The sequence below is a fragment of the Rossellomorea sp. GAMAL-10_SWC genome, assembly GCF_049568075.1.
Classification (GTDB): domain Bacteria; phylum Bacillota; class Bacilli; order Bacillales; family Bacillaceae_G; genus Gottfriedia.
The window spans coordinates 2,839,272-2,858,919 of sequence record NZ_CP144911.1 but is presented as its reverse complement, the minus strand read 5'-3'; the positions used below and the strand labels follow the sequence as shown (position 1 = coordinate 2,858,919).

14 protein-coding genes are annotated in these 19,648 nt (G+C 29.2%); 11 read left to right on the top strand and 3 right to left on the bottom strand.

Annotated elements, in window-relative coordinates; genetic code table 11:
• Nucleotide 1: 1 nt before the first annotated feature.
• From V5E38_RS14305 to V5E38_RS14290, 4 genes are read left to right on the top strand one after another with little or no spacing between them, the layout of a single operon-like run.
• Nucleotides 2-1,918 carry a hypothetical protein gene (locus V5E38_RS14305; protein WP_499210503.1) on the top strand — a complete coding sequence of 639 codons (1,917 nt, stop codon included), beginning with the start codon at nt 2-4 and terminating at the stop codon, nt 1,916-1,918.
• On the top strand, nt 1,905-2,771 hold the full coding sequence (locus tag V5E38_RS14300; protein WP_499210502.1) for a hypothetical protein: 867 nt from the start codon (nt 1,905-1,907) through the stop codon (nt 2,769-2,771). The genes V5E38_RS14305 and V5E38_RS14300 overlap by 14 nt, the downstream gene beginning before the upstream one ends.
• Nucleotides 2,772-2,790: 19 nt before the next feature.
• Nucleotides 2,791-3,522: a DUF6339 family protein gene (locus V5E38_RS14295; protein ID WP_499210501.1), complete on the top strand. Its 732-nt coding sequence runs from the start codon at nt 2,791-2,793 to the stop codon at nt 3,520-3,522.
• Nucleotides 3,523-3,538: 16 nt separating this feature from the next.
• Nucleotides 3,539-5,425 (top strand): DUF262 domain-containing protein, encoded by a 1,887-nt coding sequence (locus tag V5E38_RS14290; RefSeq protein WP_499210500.1) that lies wholly within the window; start codon nt 3,539-3,541, stop codon nt 5,423-5,425.
• A gap of 359 nt (nt 5,426-5,784) precedes the next feature.
• On the opposite strand, the gene V5E38_RS14285 is transcribed toward V5E38_RS14290, so the two are convergent.
• Nucleotides 5,785-9,039, bottom strand: coding sequence for a RecQ family ATP-dependent DNA helicase (locus V5E38_RS14285; protein WP_499210499.1), 3,255 nt, complete (start codon nt 9,037-9,039; stop codon nt 5,785-5,787).
• A gap of 84 nt (nt 9,040-9,123) precedes the next feature.
• Here V5E38_RS14285 and V5E38_RS14280 point away from each other — a divergent pair, with 84 nt between their 5' ends.
• On the top strand, nt 9,124-10,305 hold the full coding sequence (locus tag V5E38_RS14280; protein WP_499210498.1) for a sigma-70 family RNA polymerase sigma factor: 1,182 nt from the start codon (nt 9,124-9,126) through the stop codon (nt 10,303-10,305).
• 125 nt (nt 10,306-10,430) lie between these two features.
• Here V5E38_RS14280 and V5E38_RS14275 read toward each other — a convergent pair whose 3' ends face one another.
• Nucleotides 10,431-11,483, bottom strand: coding sequence for an HNH endonuclease family protein (locus V5E38_RS14275; RefSeq protein WP_499210497.1), 1,053 nt, complete (start codon nt 11,481-11,483; stop codon nt 10,431-10,433).
• A gap of 179 nt (nt 11,484-11,662) precedes the next feature.
• Here V5E38_RS14275 and V5E38_RS14270 point away from each other — a divergent pair, with 179 nt between their 5' ends.
• The 4 genes from V5E38_RS14270 to V5E38_RS14255 all read left to right on the top strand — a co-directional run bounded on the left by V5E38_RS14270 (nt 11,663) and on the right by V5E38_RS14255 (nt 16,918).
• Nucleotides 11,663-11,995: a pyrophosphohydrolase domain-containing protein gene (locus V5E38_RS14270; RefSeq protein WP_499210496.1), complete on the top strand. Its 333-nt coding sequence runs from the start codon at nt 11,663-11,665 to the stop codon at nt 11,993-11,995.
• Nucleotides 11,996-12,190: 195 nt separating this feature from the next.
• On the top strand, nt 12,191-15,421 hold the full coding sequence (locus V5E38_RS14265; RefSeq protein ID WP_499210495.1) for an immunoglobulin-like domain-containing protein: 3,231 nt from the start codon (nt 12,191-12,193) through the stop codon (nt 15,419-15,421).
• Between the two features lie 211 nt (nt 15,422-15,632).
• On the top strand, nt 15,633-16,229 hold the full coding sequence (locus V5E38_RS14260) for a hypothetical protein (protein ID WP_499210494.1): 597 nt from the start codon (nt 15,633-15,635) through the stop codon (nt 16,227-16,229).
• Nucleotides 16,230-16,279: 50 nt separating this feature from the next.
• Nucleotides 16,280-16,918 carry a hypothetical protein gene (locus tag V5E38_RS14255; protein WP_499210493.1) on the top strand — a complete coding sequence of 213 codons (639 nt, stop codon included), beginning with the start codon at nt 16,280-16,282 and terminating at the stop codon, nt 16,916-16,918.
• Between the two features lie 507 nt (nt 16,919-17,425).
• Here the strand turns inward: V5E38_RS14255 and V5E38_RS14250 are convergent.
• Nucleotides 17,426-17,659, bottom strand: a complete 234-nt coding sequence (locus V5E38_RS14250; protein WP_499210492.1) for a hypothetical protein — start codon at nt 17,657-17,659, stop codon at nt 17,426-17,428.
• Nucleotides 17,660-18,114: 455 nt separating this feature from the next.
• On the opposite strand from V5E38_RS14250, the gene V5E38_RS14245 reads away from it, so the two are divergent.
• Together V5E38_RS14245 and V5E38_RS14240 are read left to right on the top strand one after the other, a co-directional pair.
• The gene (locus tag V5E38_RS14245; RefSeq protein ID WP_499210491.1) at nt 18,115-18,378 is read left to right on the top strand and encodes an excalibur calcium-binding domain-containing protein; all 264 of its coding nucleotides are present in this window, start codon (nt 18,115-18,117) and stop codon (nt 18,376-18,378) included.
• Nucleotides 18,379-18,774: 396 nt separating this feature from the next.
• Nucleotides 18,775-19,599: a hypothetical protein gene (locus V5E38_RS14240; protein ID WP_499210490.1), complete on the top strand. Its 825-nt coding sequence runs from the start codon at nt 18,775-18,777 to the stop codon at nt 19,597-19,599.
• Nucleotides 19,600-19,648 lie beyond the last annotated feature (49 nt).

The following is a 19,648-nucleotide window of genomic DNA, read 5'->3' as shown; positions in this document are numbered from 1 at the left end:
AGTGATCGATTGGAATTTTCCACTTAATAATGATGGACCCGAGGTAGGCCTGAATGATGCAGGTATTGAAACCTTTAAGGGTAGAAGATTAGAAGCATTGGCAAGAGAAATTAATCAAAATTCTTGCGATGCAAAACAAAAAAAATTAGATAAACCAGTAGAAATTCATTATAGTAAGCACGATATACCAATAACTGATTTCCCTGGACTAGATACTTATAAGGATATATTAAAGAGTTGTATAGAACATTGGAGTGATATTGATAAAACTAGAGTGTTCTTTAAAAAAGCATTAGATATTATGGATGCAAATACAATCTCGATTCTAAAAATAAGTGATTATAATACAGATGGCTTAAAAGGTTCTAAAGTTATAGGTAGAAGTAGTTGGAATAGTTTAATAAAAGCAATTGGAGTATCAAATAAAGAGTCAAATGCTGGAGGAAGTTTTGGGATTGGTAAAAATGCACCATTTGCATGTTCTGCTTTAAGAACTGTGTTTTATGGTACAAAGGATATTGATGGGAATTATGCTTTTCAAGGTAAAACAATCTTGGCAACTCATAAAAAAAATGGTGAACTTACTCAAGGAACGGGATATTTTGGGAAGACAGAAAAAAATAGACCGATTTTTGATAGTGAAGTAAATTTACCGAATATTTATAAAAGAGAGAAAATTGGTACGGATCTTTTTGTTATGGGTTTCAATGGCGAAGAAAACTGGGAATCTGAAATAATAAAATCGGTGCTCGAAAATTTTTTAATTGCGATCTTTGAAAATCAATTAGTTGTAAAAGTTGGAGAAATTAAGATCGATAAATCTAATTTACCTTCGCTTTTAGAGAAATATACAAAAGAGGATAATGATTGTTTATCATATTTTTATTACAAAGCCTTAGTTTACGGAAAAATCTTTGAGGGACAAATTCAAGGTTTTGATGAGTTAAAACTATATTTGTTAGAAGGAAAGGAATTCCCAAAAAGAATTGCAATGGTTCGTGGTACAGGTATGAAGATATATGATAAAGGTCGTTTTCAAGGTTTAACTAGATTTATAGGAGTTACGGTAGCTAAGGGAGTTAAAATTAATGAATTTTTAAGATTAATCGAACCGCCTAGTCATGATAAGTGGGAACCTGAAAGATATGAAGAAAATCCAGCTTATGCAAAAAAAGTAATAAAGTCACTAAATAATTGGATAAGTGAACAAGTTAAATCTATTAACTCAATTGGATCTGTTGAAAAATTAGAAATTGATGGAATAAGTCAATACTTACCTGATGATGATCTATCATATTCAATGGAGTATAACGATAACAAAAGATTTGAAGATAAACCAGATATACCTAAGGAAGTTGAAGTATACGAAGAAACAATAAAAATAGATTTAAGTGCAAAGCAAGAAATAACAGTTTCTATAATGCCCACAGAAGAAATCAATGAGGATAAAATTCCTGGTAATGAAGGTCAAACAGCAGAGAATTCAAGTGCATCTAAGCATCGTAATAATTTTAATACTGAAGATGATTCGCCTGAAAATGATGACCTAAAAAATACAAGGGATCAGAATGAAGGTACAAAAAATAATAAAGATGACGATTCATTAGAACCACCTTTAACTTTAAATGCTGTCAGATCTTTTTGCATTAATCCTAAAATTGGAAAATACCAAATTTCATTTACTCCCTCAAGAAACGGAAGAGGTCATTTATTAATAAAAATTATTGGTGAGCAGGGTGAAGAGCAAGCTAAAATAAAATTAGCTAACAAAAAAAATGATATCAATCAAATTAACATTGTTAGTAGTAATCGTATTGGTCCATTCAGTTTTGATGGTGGAGAAAGAGAGCATATTGAGATTGAGTTAGAGGATCCAATTAGATGTGCCTTAGGAGTGACTATGTATGAAGATAAGTGAAAGATTTTACCCACATCCAGTTTTATCACCTTTTTCTGATGATATATTAAATAGTAAGTTCGAATTTAAATTAAAAGTAGATGCTTTAAGAGATAAATATATTATTAACTTTAAATTTAATTTAGTAAATAGTGATTTGAAATCTTATATAAATTTAGGATTGGCAGTTTTTGCAGTTCATATTGAATGTCCGACTACTCGGACAAGAGAAATGCATCGTTTTAATATTGATGAGAACAGTATTTTCATAGATGCTCATAAATTAGACGGTAAAGTAGAAATTAGTGCTTTTGTTTTAGCAATTAATAATATTAGTCATTATGTTAATAAAAAATTTAATTTAGATTATAGTGGAAGAACATTCGAAATTTTTAAAGGTGATGTTCTAGCTGTTGCGGAAGGAAAGAGTTTTACAGCTGATAAGGATGTTGATGAATTAAAGAATTTGCCATCTATCTTCACTATTTGGAGGAATGACCAGTTAACGGCTGACCCTTTTGATGTTGATCTCGAACAGGACAATAAAATTGTTATAAAATTATCAAAGCAAAATTTTGAATATTATGCGCAGTTGGCTAAAAATAATGAGTTTGCAAAAACTTTAGCAACAATGTTGATACTACCCACTTTAGTTTCTATATTAGAGCAATTTAAGCGACCAGATTTTTCTTATGAACAATATGAAGAATTTAAATGGTTTAGAATAATTGAAAGAAAGTTAAAGAGTTTTAATATTTATTTAAAGAGTAATAATGATTTTGCTGATTCTTCAATTGTGGTAGCACAAAAATTAATTGGAGATCCACTGTCTGGATCACTAAAAGATTTATTTGATAGTTTTTCACAAGATTAAAAGGAAGCGAGAAGAAAATATGCAAGTATATTACATCAAAGAAGCTTATCTAGATAAATTGAAAACAGGTTTAAAAGACAATAAAGAATATTATTATAAAGATAGTCCATGGTTAGATGAGTATTTTGAAAGTTCAGATTGGTGTTTAAAATCAAAAATTACTTGTTCTAACTTTGAACTAAAACAACCAATTAGTTCACGTGAAAATTTTGATGTTGAAAATTCTATTTTAATACATCAATCGTTAGATCTAAATATATCTCAAGCTAATGATGAGAGGCTTTGGGTATATTTAACCCATATTACATTCTACGAATATATGAAAAATAGATGGGGAATAAATCAAGAAAAAACAACAATAGAAACACTGAAAAAACGATGTTATTTTAGTGGTACAGACAATGTAAAGTTTGCAAGAAATGGAATTGCAAGACTATGGTGGGCTGCTGAAGTTACTAAAGATAATTTAAGAGAAGATCCTTATGAATTAACAAGAATATTATTTAGTACACAAGATGTTCATATGCAATTAATGGAAAGAAATTTTTCTAGAAATACAAATTTAATTAAAAATATACTTTCTGTATTTTCAAAAATGGATAAAAAAGATTATGCCAATATGGAATTCAATCGAGATTTAATGAAATATTTAAATAGTTTAGGAGGAGTTACTATTCTAGATGCTTTAGATGAAGAAGATATAGAAAAAATTATTAAAGAAAAGTTAGGTAGTAAGCTAATAATAAGTTAACAAACAAGGGGTAAAAATGAATTATTCTATTAATAAGTCATATACAAAATTAGAAAATTATACCGTTTTACAAATTGTGGACGGAATTAAACATATTGAAAATAAGCATAGTAGTTCGATTAAAATTCGAGTTCCAAAATTACAGAGAAATCTTGTTTGGAATGATCATCAAAAGACTACATTTATAGATACTTTAAAAAAAGGATACCCATTTGGTTCATTACTTTTTTATAAAAAAGAAGAAAATGATGTAATGCTTTTAGTTGATGGATTGCAAAGAACGTCGACCATGTTAGATTGCTTCGAAAATCCTTTAAAGTATTTTGACCAAAGTGATATAAAAGAAGAATATATTGAGTTATTTCAATTTACCTACCCCTCTATCGAAAAGGAATTATTAATTAAAGAGATTGTTGAATGGCTAAAAAAAAGAAAAGGTTTTAATGCTGCAGACGATTATGATAGTTATTCTTTAATTGAAAATATAGAAATAATTTTTGAGGCTAAGGTGTCTTCCCAGGAGAATAGAAAGAATTTAAAAAGCTCATTAAATATAATGCTAGATGAGATAAAAGCGACCTCAGACATTTCAAATGTTGTTATTCCTGTTGTCATTTATAATGGAGAAGAGTCTAATTTGCCTGAAATTTTTGAAAGGGTAAATAGTAAAGGCACGAAATTAAATAAGTATCAAATTTTTGCGGCAACATGGGAAAAATCAATTAAAGTTGAAAACAGAGAAATATTAGAAATGATATCATTAAGATATAAAGCTTGGGAAGATGAAGGATTTATTATTGATAATTATGATGAAGATTTTTTAAAACAAGACATAGTGAATGTTACTCTATTTGAATACTTGTTTGGATTAGGTAAGTATTTACAGCAACAATATCCAATTTTATTTGGTGAATATAATGAAGACAAAGCAGATGAAGTCGATTCTTCAGTTTTTAATTTGGTGACTGCATGTAATTTACTGGATATTAAAGATATGAGTAGATTAGAAGATAAAATAATTACAAAGGAAATTGAGATGTTTGAGACTTCTTTATTTGAATCAATAAAGTTTGTTTATGAAGCATTGAAACCAATTTTAACATTTAGACCATATAAAAAAGATAAAAACAAAGAAAAACTATTTCATAGTGAATTTTTTATCGTATCATTAATTAGTACAGTATTTCATTTGAAATTTAATTTAGATTTATCAGTGAGATCAAATTGGAAAGATTATGAAAAGAAATTATCAAAAAGTATTCCTTCTCAGTATTTATACGATATATTGCGTGATTCTTGGAGAAGCACAGGTGATAGACAAGTAAGTGAATTAGTATTAGATTTTGTAAGAAAAGGAGAGTTAGATGACCTTCATTATTTAAAAGTACCAACAAAAGATCAATGGAAAGGTATCCTATACTTTTGGTTCAATGAACAACTTGCAAGAAAAGAGAAGAAAAGAGTAAATATAGATCAACAAACTAAACTTTTTATTAAATATTTATATTATAAGATTATTTCCTTTGGAGCAGCACATGATGATTATCATATAGATCATATTTTTCCTATTCAACGGTTGAGAGATGGTGCTGAAAAAATTGGAGGGCTGCCAATAAGTTGTGTTGCAAATCTAACTTTATTATCAAAAGAGAATAATTTAGAAAAGACTAAAAAAACATTTCCTGAATTATATGAGTTTATTAAAAAGAATAACAAGAGTCCAAAGGAAAATATTGATCTAAAGATAGAAATTGATAAATGGTTATTTGATGACTCAAATAAGTATTTGATTCCTACTGAAAAATCAAAAGATAAAATTACTTCTAAATGGTTTGAAAATGTACTAAGAAGTCATTTTGAAAAAATGGTAGAAAATCTGTTCAAAAATAATAACTTATTTTAATTTCTAGTAAAATGATGGAGAGATATTTGGGGGAATTTACTTTCAGCTTTCATTTCATTACTTTAATTATATATTAACATGGTTTCAGTGTTTCTTTTGTATATAGCAGTTTAAGAAGATATAACTAGAGAAACGGATTCTTTAAGAGTTAAGCAACAATTTTGAATACTAATCAAATTGCCAATACACTAATGGATCGGTATAAAAACTAAACAGCCCCATAAATGTTAGAATCGACTTACATTTACGGGGTGTTTTTATGTCTGAATTTACAATCCATAGTAGATATACTTTATTAGTAAATTTAATAGAAAATTTAAAAAATGTGAATGAAATAAAGGTTAATGCTTCTTTGTAAGTTAAAATTCTATTTTTTCGTTAACTTCGTTGGGTATTTTTCCTAAAAAATAATCTTCAATATAATCCCAAAATTCGCTAGTTTCAACTTCTTTCTCAAATAGGTAGGTAAGCATAGCAACTGAGATTTGATGACGCTTATAAACATTATTTAGTATTAAATTACTGTATTTTTCCGCACTTTTTATTGCTTTTTCTATTTGTAATTTAGAGTTGACACGAATAAAAATTTCTGGATTGTCTCCTCCTTTTACTTCGTATAAAAGTATATCTAATAATTCTAACAAGCCTAGTACTATAAATGTTTTTTCTACTTCAAGTTTATTGGATTTCGTTAAATATATCTCGTATTTCCCCGTAGCTTGATTGTTATCAGATAACTTAAATAATTTCTCAGCATGTACCTTAATAAATAGTACAAAGTCGTTTGCACTTGGGAATAATTTAAACTTTATTTCTTGACCTTGCTCACGAATAGTTATGATATTGACTCGTTGTGTTCTAGTTTTTTTCAAAGTCTCTTGGTAACTTATAATACTTTGGATAATTTGGTTAGCTAGTGATTCAGCTTGATATTTTGATTTATTAAATGCTTTCTCAATTTCACTTACGAATTGAGCAGTGGTAATAAATTTCTCCGAACGGACGAATTTGCTCATAATTTTTTGAATTTTATCTGTAAAACTGGTTATTTTATTTAAAACTGTGTATTCATTATTATTTTGAATATCAATATCTAATAGAAATACTGACTCGATGAACTCAATGTACTTTAAATTTAAGGTATCTTCTTTCATATGAAAGTGGTACTTAAATTGGGGGAATGAAATTTCTTTAAATTTTTCCTCCCAAAGCATTTTTAAATCAAATTTATAAATTCCTCCATAGTAATAATTATTTTTAATAGATTTCACTTTTTTTAGATAGCGATAATAGGTTTGTACAAATTCATTTTCTATTTCACTTTTTACCATAACATATTCAGTTGAGAATACACTTCTAGGTCTAGCAACGATTGGGGAGTACCCTAGCTTATTAATAAAATCTTTCTCAATTATTAATAAAGCGGTTTTTAACTTATTATCTAGCTCATCATTTTCAAAGTCCGTTTTGGTACCTCTATCAAATATATAACGGAAGTCTTCAGAATTTACTAATAGATTACGTGCAAACTTCTTATTTTTTTCTTTAGAGTAAATGGACAAGATCTTGTCCATTACTTGGATTAGTTGTGTTTTTTTAATTGTACTTATTCCATGTAAACGTTTAACGTGATTAAAATCTTTAGTCATAAAATCGAAATACGCTTTACCTAGAATTTTTTCATCTCTTGCAGCACGCCCTATTTCTTGGATATAATCACATACATTTCCTGTTGGTGCAAAGTGAATAACATTATTAATATTTGGTATATCAATTCCCATTCCAAAAGCTTTTGTAGCTAACATAATAAGAGATTCTCCATTTTTATATCTATGAAAGCTATCATTTTTCTCATCTTTTTTCATTGTTCCGTAGTACTGCGAAGTAGAATTTAGAAGTGAATCGTCGGCATTTATTTCTAAGTAATTATAAAATTCTCTTATAAACTTCACAAAAGGAAAATAAACAAGTACTTTCTTTTGTTTTTTGTATGCTCTTTTTAATCTCTCATGTAAAAGCTCGTATTTAGTTGATAGATATTCTCTATCTCTACTTATATGGTCTGATTTTATTTTCTTTAGAGATACACTTAAATCGTCTCTCTTAACATATCCAAAATAGTTTATTGGATTTACTAAATATAAACTATCGCGTGTTTCCGTATACATATCTTCGATTCCACCATATATAGCTGTTGCAGTAAAAGTAGCGATTGGAAATTTCATTTCTTTTCTAAGTTTTTGTAAATAATTACCTAAATACCAGTAATCAGAACGAAACGCTTTACCCCATGTAGTAACTATATGAGCTTCATCTATTACAAACAATCCAACTTTTCTTTCCCCAATAAGCATTTTTATATCTGATCTACTTAATAAAGTTTCTGGAGAAATATAAAGAATGGAAATCTCTCCATTTTGAATTCTGTTTACTATATTTATTTTTTCAACGGGTGAAACTTCTGAATTAATAGTCGCAGAAAAGTTTATATTTTTATCTTGAAGGCTATACACTTGGTCTTTCATAAGACCTATTAATGGAGAAATAACTATTGTAAGCAGATTCTTTTTTTCTGCTAGAAAAACAGCTGGAACTTGGAACATAATTGATTTACCGGCACCAGTTGAGGAAGTAACAAATATATCTCTAAATTCTTTTCCTGATGTAGCAAATTCGGCTTGCTCTACAAGGTCATTAATAATTTGTGATTGTGGAATCAAGTTAATTTCTTTAGGATTATCAAAATCATCAACATTTTTATACATTTTTAATGCTCTAAAACTTGGATAACTCCAATATTTCTTAAGAATTTCCTTATATTCAACTTCATTTTTAATATATGAACTTTCAATAATTTGATTTACCCTTCTAATCTTTAATGTAGGTATCAATGTTTCAAGTACAAAGAGTCTTTCTAAATAGTTATGTGAATATTGTCGTAAGTCACCTTTCCAAGAAATTAGTAGTTCTTTATTAATTTTTATTTCGTTCTTTAAATTTTCAATTATTAATAAAAATTCTTCTTCATCTTCAGATAATTCAACAAAAGATTCATTACTAGTAGTAACTGCAAAGTCAGATAATAGGCTTTTATTTTCATAAAATCTAATTTCATCATCTTCTTTTCCAGAAAAAGAAATATAATAACTACCATTCTTTAATTTAATTATATCTCCATAGTATTTTGAAATGATTTCAACTTCCTCTGGAATAGTATAATTATCTTCTAAATTTTCAAAATATCTGTCATATATCTCTGGAAGGTTTTCTATTTTATAACATAAGGGAAAATGATTAAAGTAAAGGTTATTATAAAATATCTTGATATTATAGAAGTTCTCAATTGCTGCTCTTGAAACCGTAAGAAACTCTTCATAAGTGCACCAAAAAATTCTATTTGGATTACTCAGTTTTTGAACTGCTGCTATCATTAAATTTTGTTTGTTTTTATCCAAATATATAAGATTTAGATCTAAATCTTCATCAAAAAGCTTTGGTAGTTCAATATTTTTTAGTGAGTCTGTAGAAAAACCTTTTAATACAATTAGGGTCTTATTTGTTTCAACTAGGATCTCAGTTATAGATGTTAATCTTTCTGAAATGTTTTGGAACATTCTAACAAATACCTCCTTTTTGTTTCCAAACTGTTAATTTAATATTAAAATATAATTACATTATGATCAATGGGAAGTGAAGTTATGAGTAAGCGCTTTACTAAGGATGAGTTAATAGAATATCTTTCAAATTTTAAAAAGGATGAAACTATTTGCTTGGATAGTGTAAAAGCTGAGCTCATAAATCGTTTCAACTATGAAGTTCCAATAAAATTAATTGAGGACTATTTTAAAGAGAAAGGTTATAATATACAACTTAACTTAAAGCTTGAAAATGAAAATAAACGGATTAAAGAAAGTTCTCCTCATTTTACAGCACTACAAACTACGATTGATAGTTTTTTAGATGAAGATAAAGATGATGATGAAGATGAGGATTTTGATCCAAATGTATTTATTAATAAAAATAAGGATCGAATAAATAAAAAGGCTATAGAATTAAGTAATTTTACAGACAATGATTGGATCATTAAACAATATCAAAAAGAAAAAAATGTAGATATACTAAATGAATTAATCTCCAATAATAGAGGATTAGTTGAAAAAATTGCAGGAAGATATTTAAAGAATTCTGGGAAAAGTTTAGACTTTGACGACTTGGTAAATGAAGGTTCTATGGGATTGATGAAGGCGATTGATAAATTTGATATTTCGCTTGGCTATCAATTTTCTACTTATGCAACTTGGTGGATTCGTCAAGCTATTACACGAGCAATAGTTGATAAAGGATATACGATTCGTGTACCAGTTCATATGTATGAATCTGTAAAAAAGGTATTAAAAGTAGAAAGTGAATCAATGTTTAATTTTAATAAAATTGATTCTAATTGGGTATCAAATCAGTTAAATATGACATTAGAGAAATACAATGAAATTAAAAAAGTCGATTATATGTATCTTCACCTTGTGTCCTTGGATAGTATAGTTTCTGAAGACGATGAAGACTCTACACTAATAAATTTTATTGAATATGATTCTATGAATGATACTAAATTTGAAAATGAAATGTATTTAAATCCGGAAGAAATGGTTATAAAAAAGAATTTAAGAATTGTACTCGATGAATGCATGGAACAACTTAAAGTAAAGGAACGGGAAGTATTAAAGCATAGATTTGGTTGGTATGGCGAAAAAAAAACACTAGAGGAAATAGGAGAAATTTATAAAGTAACAAGAGAAAGGATTAGACAAATTGAAGCTAAAGCTTTATTAAAATTAAGAAAAATATTACGTAACAGAGAGATGGATTTTATGGTGCTAATTTAATACGATTCTTTAACTAAATATAATCAAAAAGGTGGATCATTAAATCCACCTTTTTTTATTTAATCTTTCTTCTTTTTTCTTAAAACAATTATTATTGGATAAAGATGAAATTAAGTTATAAAATTTCAAAAAGTTGCACCATAAATTTCTCTAGGTGCCCAATCCGGCACTTTAATTTCAAAAGCATAACTAAACATAGTATCTAAAAATTTCCACCTAGAAGATGAAGTAGAACCTGTTCTCATTATCAAAGTTTCCTTTAAAGGATGACTACTATCGATCAAGTATTCATTTCTTTTATGCAATCTTAATAAAAAGTCTTTATTAGGAAGTCGTGCAAATTTGCCATTCACTTCGCCCCTATTACAATCTTGACAAGCTAAGACTAAGTTCCATACACCATTTAGATCAAGATCTGAATTTGAATTATATTGAATACTTAACGGAATAAAATGGTCTATATCACAAGTATTTGTTTTATTACTATCAATAGAGATGGATTTAAAACAGTAAAAGCATTTTCCTTTTTGATATCCATTTAGAGACTTTCTCACAGGAGTTAGTGAAATTCTATTGTGAGAATTCATATATCCTTGTGCGGTAACAGGGCGAATATTGAAAAATTCTTCATTATCAAGATCAAATTTTACTTCTAAAAAAGTATTTCTTTCATTCCATGAAGTCTCAACCAAATTCCATCTTCCTTCAATCTCTTCATACATATTATCGTGTTCCATACTTTCACCCAATTTAAAGAGATCATCTGTAAGGACTATACCCAGTTTATTACCTTGCACAACTTTCTCGAAGAAAGATGTTTCAAGATTTCCGGTTGGAATGTTATGGAATGCATCTAGGACATTGTTGAAGCCTAATTTTTCTGTTACAATTAGCAACTGTTCCCATGTAATTTGATCTGATTCATAAAGCTGACATGCTTGTATAAATTTTGAGCTTGAGCTTGTTATTTGCCTTTTTCCACTTCGAACATGTTCTAACATATGCTTCACATAAATTGGTGAAAGATCCTCTAACGATATAAAAGCTTTTTCTTTTTTGCTAAGTTGTAATAATGATTTAGCTAAAGCGAATTTATATGTTGCAACATTTCTCCCAAATAAAAAAACTGCTCTAAATTGACTTTCTTCAGTAATATCATCTTTTAAAAATTGAACCAAATTCAAACTTCCTCTCAAGAAATTGTAAGATTCTTATTGTTAGTAAATTTTAATATTGCAAAAATTATTTCTATTAACTTTTTAATTAAAATTCAAAAAATAAACTCCTTTACGAGATGAAGTAGTATAATCTACAATTAAATAAATAATACTAATTAGTTGGAAAAGGAGAGTACTTTATGACTATAAAATATTATAACAAATTAGTAAGAGATAAAATTCCAGCAGTTATTACCAAATCAGGAAGTACATATGAGACGGAAGTCCTAGGTGAAAAAGAATACATAGAAAAATTAAATGAGAAGTTAAATGAAGAACTTGAAGAGTTTTATAGTGCATCAACTGAAGAAACTGTTGGGGAAATCGCTGATATTTTGGAAGTACTTTATGCTTTAGCTGAAACGAAAGGTATTACTATTGAGGAAATTGAAAAAGTTCGACTTCAAAAGAAGGAAGATCGTGGTGGGTTTAAAGAAAGAATTTTATTGAAACATGTTGTTGAGAATAACTGATTAATCTAACTAGAAAAATATAAAGGGCAATCATTTATGGAATGATTGCCCTTTATATTTTTTTAATTTATCTAACTAAACTATATAAATCCTGCAAGAATTATTTTGTACCTTATATTTCCACTATAAACACTAAATACAAATGAAATACTTGGATGTTAAAATATAATTAAAAAATAAAGAGGGGGCTATCCATTGAAATACAGGTTTCAAATTAAGAAATCAATTAAAAGAAGTGTCTTAATATTACCGTTTCTACTTGCAAATACTTTTTTAACACCATGTTCATTTGCTCAAAGTACGCAATCTATTAATCAAGCAATCTTACAAGAAGTAGGTACAACAATTGATCCTGAACCATTCATTCAAGGGAAAGGTTATCAAACAGGGAAATATGACTTGAACGCAATTCAACCTACTTCAACAAATTGGACAAGACAATCGAGCTTAATATTATCGGATAAACCAATACTTAAATGGAGTGCAAATGTTGGGAATTCATCATATAGTGGTAAAGGAATATCTTCTCCTGTAATTGGTTCGAATGGTACAATTTATGTGAGAAGTCAAGGGGTGGGGCAAAGCGGAGGTTTTTTGAAAGCGATAAGCAAAAATGGGAATGACGAGTGGTCTATTTCTGTAGGATCAGATAATAACTCAGCTCCTGTAATTGGTTCAGATGGGACAATTTACCTTGGTAGCTCTGCAACAAATAGTGAACAAAAGAATGGTGTTTATGCAATAAATCCAGATGGAACAAAAAAATTCTTTTTTTTGACAGATGGAGAAATTGCAACTACACCGTCAATAAGTAGTGATGGAACAATATATATATTAGATAAAACTGGAAAGTTTTATGCAATAAATCCAGATGGAACCTATAAATGGGTTTTTTCTACACATTTGTTTCCAAGTGATTCATCATCCCCTGTAATTGGCAAAGATGGAACCATTTACTTTGGTTGTGGAGGCAATTTGTATGCTTTAAATCCTAATGGGGATTTAAAATGGAATTATAGTTTAAATTATGTATTACTCTCTTCGCCTACAATTGGGGAGGACGGGACTATTTATGTGGTTACTCATTATGGAAACATTTTTGCCTTCAACCCAAATGGAACCTATAAATGGATGGCTTCAATTGGTAGTGAAGTAAAAAGCCCATTTGCCCCAGTAATCTCAAGTGATGGGACTATTTATGTTGGAGATAATAAAAATTTAGCAGCCTTTTCATCTGAAGGTACTAAAAAGTGGAGTATAACAGTTAAAATGAAAACATCTCCTATTCTCGGGGCTGATGGAACCATTTATGTCAATACAGAATACCCGTACTATTTAGCAAACAGCTGGGCAGATAAAATTGAAGCATTTAATAATAAAGGGGAATTGCTTTGGTCTATTTCAGTTCCAAATGTAGGATTTGAGGCACCATTAGCAATGAGTAAAGAGACAATTTATGCTTTCGCAACAGATGGTTATCTCTATTCATATGGTACAAAGGATGACATCGCACCTGATATGCCTAATGTAAATGGTGTGACAGATCAATCTATAAACATAACAGGGATAGCAGAATCGGATTCGACTGTTACCGCGAAGTCAGGGATATCGGTTATAGGTTCCACTATTGCAAAGACTAATGGTTCTTTTGAAATCCCTATTACACCCCTTAAAGCAGGAACAAAGATAACAGTAACTTCAACTGATAAGGCTGGGAATGTTAGCGGAGGATTTGAATTGACTGTCAAGGATATTACTGCACCTATTTTCCCTTCTGTGAATGAAATAACAGATAATACAACGGATGTAATAGGAACAGCGGAACCAGGATCTATTGTTAAGGTAATTTCAGGCGAATATGTTTTAGGCACAAGTTTGACAAAAGAAAATGGTGAATATTCAGTAGCAATTAATCTACAAAAAGCTGGGACTAAATTAAAGATTACCTCAACAGATGAAGCGAATAATGTTAGTGAAGCTAGAGAGGTAGTCGTAAAAGATGTTACTAAACCAATCTTAAACGGTATAACTGATATAACTATTAATGTAGGTGACATTTTCGATACATTAAAAGGTGTTACTTCAATTGACAATCTAGATGGAGATCTAACTAATTTGATACGAGTAGTTGGAACAATCGATAATTCTAAACCTAGTATTTCTAACTTAACATATACCGTAACTGATAAATCTGGTAATCAAACAACACAAACAAGAAAATTAACTGTTATAGATAATGTGAAACCTATTATTTTAGGTATAACAAATAAAACTATTGACTTAGGGTCCTCTTTCGATGCTAAAGATAGTGTTTTTGCATACGATGATGTGGATAACGATTTAACTGATTCAATTAAAGTGACTGGTACTGTAGATTCGAAAAAAGAAGGTGTATATACTTTAATTTATTCAGTTTCAGATCATTCGGGGAATGAGTCTACTTTCACAAGAAATATTACGGTAGAGGATAATATTAAACCTACGATTGATCGTGTGAAACCAATATTTCTAGGAATTACAAATAAATCAATCAATATTGATAGTACTTTTGATGCGAAAGATGGAATATTTGCTTACGATAATGTTGATAATGATTTAACCAATGAAATTAAGGTGAACGGTATTGTTAATACGAAAATAAAGGGTATCTACACCTTAACATACTCAGTATCGGACCATTCCGGAAATCAAATAAATGTGACAAGAAATATAACGGTTGTAGATAATGTGAAACCTATCATTTTAGGCACAGCGAATAAAACCATAAATATTGGTACTAGTTTTGATACTAAAACTGGAGTTTCTGCAATGGATAATGTAGATGGAGATTTAACAAACAAAATTAAAATAGTAGGTGATCTGAATACAAAGGTAAAAGGTAATTACGCATTGGCTTACGTCGTAGCCGATGATTCGGGCAATGAAACAATTGTAACTAGAATAATAACAGTTGTAGATAATGTGAAACCTAGTATTATAGGTGCAACAAGTAAATCAATTAATATTGGTACAAGTTTTAATGCTAAAACTGGAGTGACTGCGACAGATAATGTAGACGGAAATTTAACAAGTTCTATTAAAGTATCTGGTGATGTAAATACAAGAGCAAAAGGAACATATACATTAACATACTCTGTTTCAGATACGTCAGGAAACACAACAATATTAACAAGGAAAATTTCTGTTATCGATAATATTAAACCTGTAATTAGTGGTGCGACAAGCAAATCAATTCGGGTCAATACAACTTTCAATCCAAGAACAGGTGTTACGGCTAAAGATAATGTAGATGGGAATTTGACTAGTTCTATCAAAATAACTGGTACTGTAAATACAAAGAAAAAAGGGACATACACATTAACTTATTCAGTAACTGATAAATCTGGTAATAAAACAAATGTTACTCGGAAAGTTACCGTTAGTTAGCTTGAAAATAAAAAATGCATCAATATTTAAGATAAACTGAAACCTGTTCAATTTTTTGAGCAGGTTTTTTATGTTTTTTACTAAAAAAATCAATTCCTCAAATAGAACCAATACTTTCATTCACCCACTCAATTTTCTGACCATCCCATCAGTTAAGATTAATCCAGATTTAATCAAACCCTAATTTTAAAAAACTGAAGGAGGAATTCCAATGAAAAAATTCACTTTCCTATTATTAGCACTTCTAATTACTCTACAAGCAGGCTGTTCAGCAAACAACCAAGCAAAACAAACAACAAAAGATCCAAAACCAAAAGAAGAAAAAGTAGCCGTCGACAAAGGCCTATTCAACGTAAAACTTACTCTACCAGCTTCAATGTTCGAGGGTGATGACATCAATAAAGTAATTGCCGATGCTGAAAAAGAAGGAATTAAAGTAACAAAGAATAGCGATGGCTCTCTAACCTACAAAATGTCAAAATCTCAACATAAAAAAATAATGAAGGGTATGAAAGAGCAAATCATTAAAACAGTCAATGAAACAAACGAAAGTAAAGATTTTGCTTCACTGAAGGATGTCACTTACAACAATGATTTTTCAGAGTTCACTTTAATTGTAGACAAATCAGCATATGAAAATAGCATGGATGGTCTCGCAGCATTAACATTTGGAATGTCAGGAATGATGTATCAACTTTATAACGGAGTAGATCCAAATGATTATAAAGTCACCATCTTAATAAAGGATCAAGCTACTCAAAAAGAGTTTGATAAAATCGTTTACCCAGATGCACTTAAGGATAAATAACTCGAAAATTATTTACGCTAACAAAAAAATTTAAAAGCGAGGTTAAAAATATGAACAGAAAATATCCAAAGCTAGTAAGTTTATTAGGAACAACTGTATTAACAATGTCATTATTATCAGCATGTAGTCAGGGGACAAAAGACGTTACAGTTAAAGAAGACTCATCCAAAAAAGAAGAAGTGAAAACAACTAAAAAAGAAGTAAAACCAAAACAATCTAAATTAGGTTCAAGAACGAATCCAGTTCCTTTTAAGAAAACTGCTACAGTAGATGACGAGTTATATAATGACAATGGAGATTCATTTCCAATAAAGTTTGACTTAACAGTAGAAGAAGTAATTCGTGGAAATGCTGCATTCGCTAAATTAAAAAGTATGAACGAATTTAATGATCCTGCACCAAAAGGATATGAATGGATTTTAACAAAAGTAAAAGTTAAATTTATAAAATCAGCTACTGAAGATTTAGCATTTAATATTGATGGAATTATGAACTTTAAAGTAGTAAGTGAAAGCGGAGATATTTATAGCGGTGATGTTTATGGCACAACAGAACCTGATTTTAGCTATGAAATGTATGTAGGGAATGAAAAAGAAGGTTACATTGCTAATTTAGTAAAAACTGGCGAAAAAGCGCAATTACGATATGAAGAGTTCATTGGAGGTCAAGTATTTTTTAATTTGCAATAATGACCATATTAATTCGAAAACGTTCTATGAAAAGAACGAAATAATATACTAATTAAGAAATGTGTACAGCCAAGTCTATACACATTTTTTCTTTTATACCGACAGACCATCAACAACCCGAAAGGAGAAATGTTAAGGTCAAATATACAGATATTAGAGCTAAAACAAACTCCAGATCCCAAAAAAGGCGGAGTCCCAGTTCTAAGTTAAAATGAGCAATTAAAAGAGAATAACCATCAATGGTTATTCCCTTTTTTCATCACTTAACTTAATAAGCTGACTTAATTTCAACCCAAACTATTTCTTTTGATACAATACTATATACTACTTTGAAGATTATTTTCTGATTTTTATCATAGTAACTATGATACTTAAGTTCTTGTCCTCTATCTTCCCAAGCTTCATTGTAATTATTCTTAAGTAAGTCAGTGATATCACTGATATATTTTAAATTAGATCTACCATTTATCATTACCTTGTTTTCACTATAAAAGCCAAATAAATAATTTACTTGCTTTTTTTATTTATATCAATTACTAAATTTTCAAAGCGGTATTTTGCATTCTCTTCTGAAAATCGATTACTTTTAACATACCCACTTAGATCTACATCGTTGATATTATCATATATATTATTTATTGAAATTAAATCTAAGGATGTGCTTTTCAGATTTTTTTCACTATTACATCCTAACAAAATCAAGATACTACTTAGAGATATAAATATTAACAACTTTTTCATTTTCCACCTCGATAACAAGCTTTTCACATGAGGTATAGCTAGGAGAATCCGCATTAACCTTCCAAGTGAGATTTTATATAGAGCTAATGACCACTTCAGGCTAACTTTCAATTAATCTATAAAAAAATTTCTCAATTAGAATCTCTTTAAAATAATATTAACAGAATTTAATCTATATTTTTTACTAAAATATTACGAAAATATGAAAGTTTTACCATTTTTTTTAAATGCGAATGTGCGAAAGACCTACTCAATTTTCGAGTAGGTTTATTAAAGTTAGTAAATACTCCCTAAATAAATCCAGTACATTTTAACTAAAATAACAAGATTTTCTATGCTAAACTTATAAATAGATTAAGAGATAGTATTGAAATCTATTAATCGTAATTATTTACTAAAAAATGTTTTAAATTAGGTAGCATTTGTTACAAAAAAAAAGATTGGAGTTATTACAGATGAAAAAACTTGTTATTGGTATTCTTACAATTGGACTTATTCAAAGTTATTCAGTTATTTCAACTGATGATGCTAGTGCAGCTGTGAAAACATTTAAGAACTGTACTGAATTGAACAAAACATACAAGGGTGGAGTTGCCCGTAGTTCATCCGTTAAAAATAAAGGCGGTAAGACTAAATATAAACCGTATGCATCAAAAGCTCTATATGACGCTAATAAAAAAATGGATCGAGATAAAGATTTAATAGCTTGTGAAAGATAGGTTTAAGAAGTAAAAAATGTTGGTTCTCAAGAAGGAACTAACTATCTCAGACTGTAGGCAAACCTGATTTTAATCGAGTTTGGCTACAGTGATCAATACTATTTTAAAGTAAAAATGCAGTCTTCAAAATTTTGAGGACTGCATTTTTTTATTTCCAAAATCTTCATTTATTTGTCACATTGATAATGAGTTTAATAGAATCTAGTATGTTAATATTTTCACAAGCTAGTAAATTTTACTAAAAATTATACTACTATTTACTTACTTATTAATAAGGAGTGATGATCATGAAAAATAAACAATTCTAAGAGCCACATTATTTTTAGTTCAAATTGGACAATCTACGACATTTAACAACTTACAGTTTTAAAAAATATGTTTAAAAAGGAGCAAATGATGAGGAAAATTAAAATTATTTTTATGGCTATTTTTATGTTCAGCTTTTCGCCTACTGTTAGTTTTGCCTCAACTGATAAAATTTTAGATGAAAATGTAGTCCTAAATGTAAAACAAAATCTTTATTTAGAGATTCCAAAAGAAGGGGGTACTCCAGAAGAGATTGAGGAGTTGAAAGAGATTTATGAGAGTGCAGGTTGGATCGTTGAAGGAGACTATTTTATTAAAGAGGCAAAACAAGAAAATGTGACTGTTGAATATGGTGATGATGTTTATCAAACATCTAGTAAAGGTAGTGTAGTGATACCGGTAACTGATAAACAAGATGAGGAAATTGAAATACGAATAAATTCAGTTGGAAATGAAATGGATACTTATCTAGTTGAAGTAGACAGAGCCTCCATTACTGAGGTAGTCCAAGACATATACCTAGATGAAATAATTGCTGAAATGGGTAAAGAAGAACATGAACATAGTAATACAGCAGATAATTCATCAGATAATACAGGAAGAGTATTAGGAGGTAAAACCTATCCTCGTGGATCTATAGTTCATTGTAATAGATTCAATGGTTATTTAGGTGATGGGAAATATTATGATAAATTTGAGCACCCTATCCTAGCAGCAAAAAACTTTGTTCAAAGTGATTGTGCCGTGGCATTAATTTTTTATGATCATTGTTTAAGTGATTATGCAAAAATAATAAGTAAACGTTATTGTTCACTCAATACTTCTAATAACAAAGGAAGATGCTCAGTTCTTAGTAAGGTAGGTCACTCTAGAAAATACCACAGACATACAGGTTTTTTTAGCCCATCAAACTAGGTTGTAAGAGAACTAGGGGTTAGCCTTAAGTTCTCTTTTTATATAAGTT

Coding starts and splice junctions, on each gene's coding strand:
- V5E38_RS14300 (WP_499210502.1), top strand. CDS start 1,905: ATGAAGATAAGTGAAAGATTTTACCCACATCCAGTTTTATCACCTTTT.
- V5E38_RS14295 (WP_499210501.1), top strand. CDS start 2,791: ATGCAAGTATATTACATCAAAGAAGCTTATCTAGATAAATTGAAAACA.
- V5E38_RS14290 (WP_499210500.1), top strand. CDS start 3,539: ATGAATTATTCTATTAATAAGTCATATACAAAATTAGAAAATTATACC.
- V5E38_RS14285 (WP_499210499.1), bottom strand. CDS start 9,039: ATGTTCCAAAACATTTCAGAAAGATTAACATCTATAACTGAGATCCTA.
- V5E38_RS14280 (WP_499210498.1), top strand. CDS start 9,124: ATGAGTAAGCGCTTTACTAAGGATGAGTTAATAGAATATCTTTCAAAT.
- V5E38_RS14270 (WP_499210496.1), top strand. CDS start 11,663: ATGACTATAAAATATTATAACAAATTAGTAAGAGATAAAATTCCAGCA.
- V5E38_RS14260 (WP_499210494.1), top strand. CDS start 15,633: ATGAAAAAATTCACTTTCCTATTATTAGCACTTCTAATTACTCTACAA.
- V5E38_RS14255 (WP_499210493.1), top strand. CDS start 16,280: ATGAACAGAAAATATCCAAAGCTAGTAAGTTTATTAGGAACAACTGTA.
- V5E38_RS14250 (WP_499210492.1), bottom strand. CDS start 17,659: ATGAAAAAGTTGTTAATATTTATATCTCTAAGTAGTATCTTGATTTTG.
- V5E38_RS14245 (WP_499210491.1), top strand. CDS start 18,115: ATGAAAAAACTTGTTATTGGTATTCTTACAATTGGACTTATTCAAAGT.
- V5E38_RS14240 (WP_499210490.1), top strand. CDS start 18,775: ATGAGGAAAATTAAAATTATTTTTATGGCTATTTTTATGTTCAGCTTT.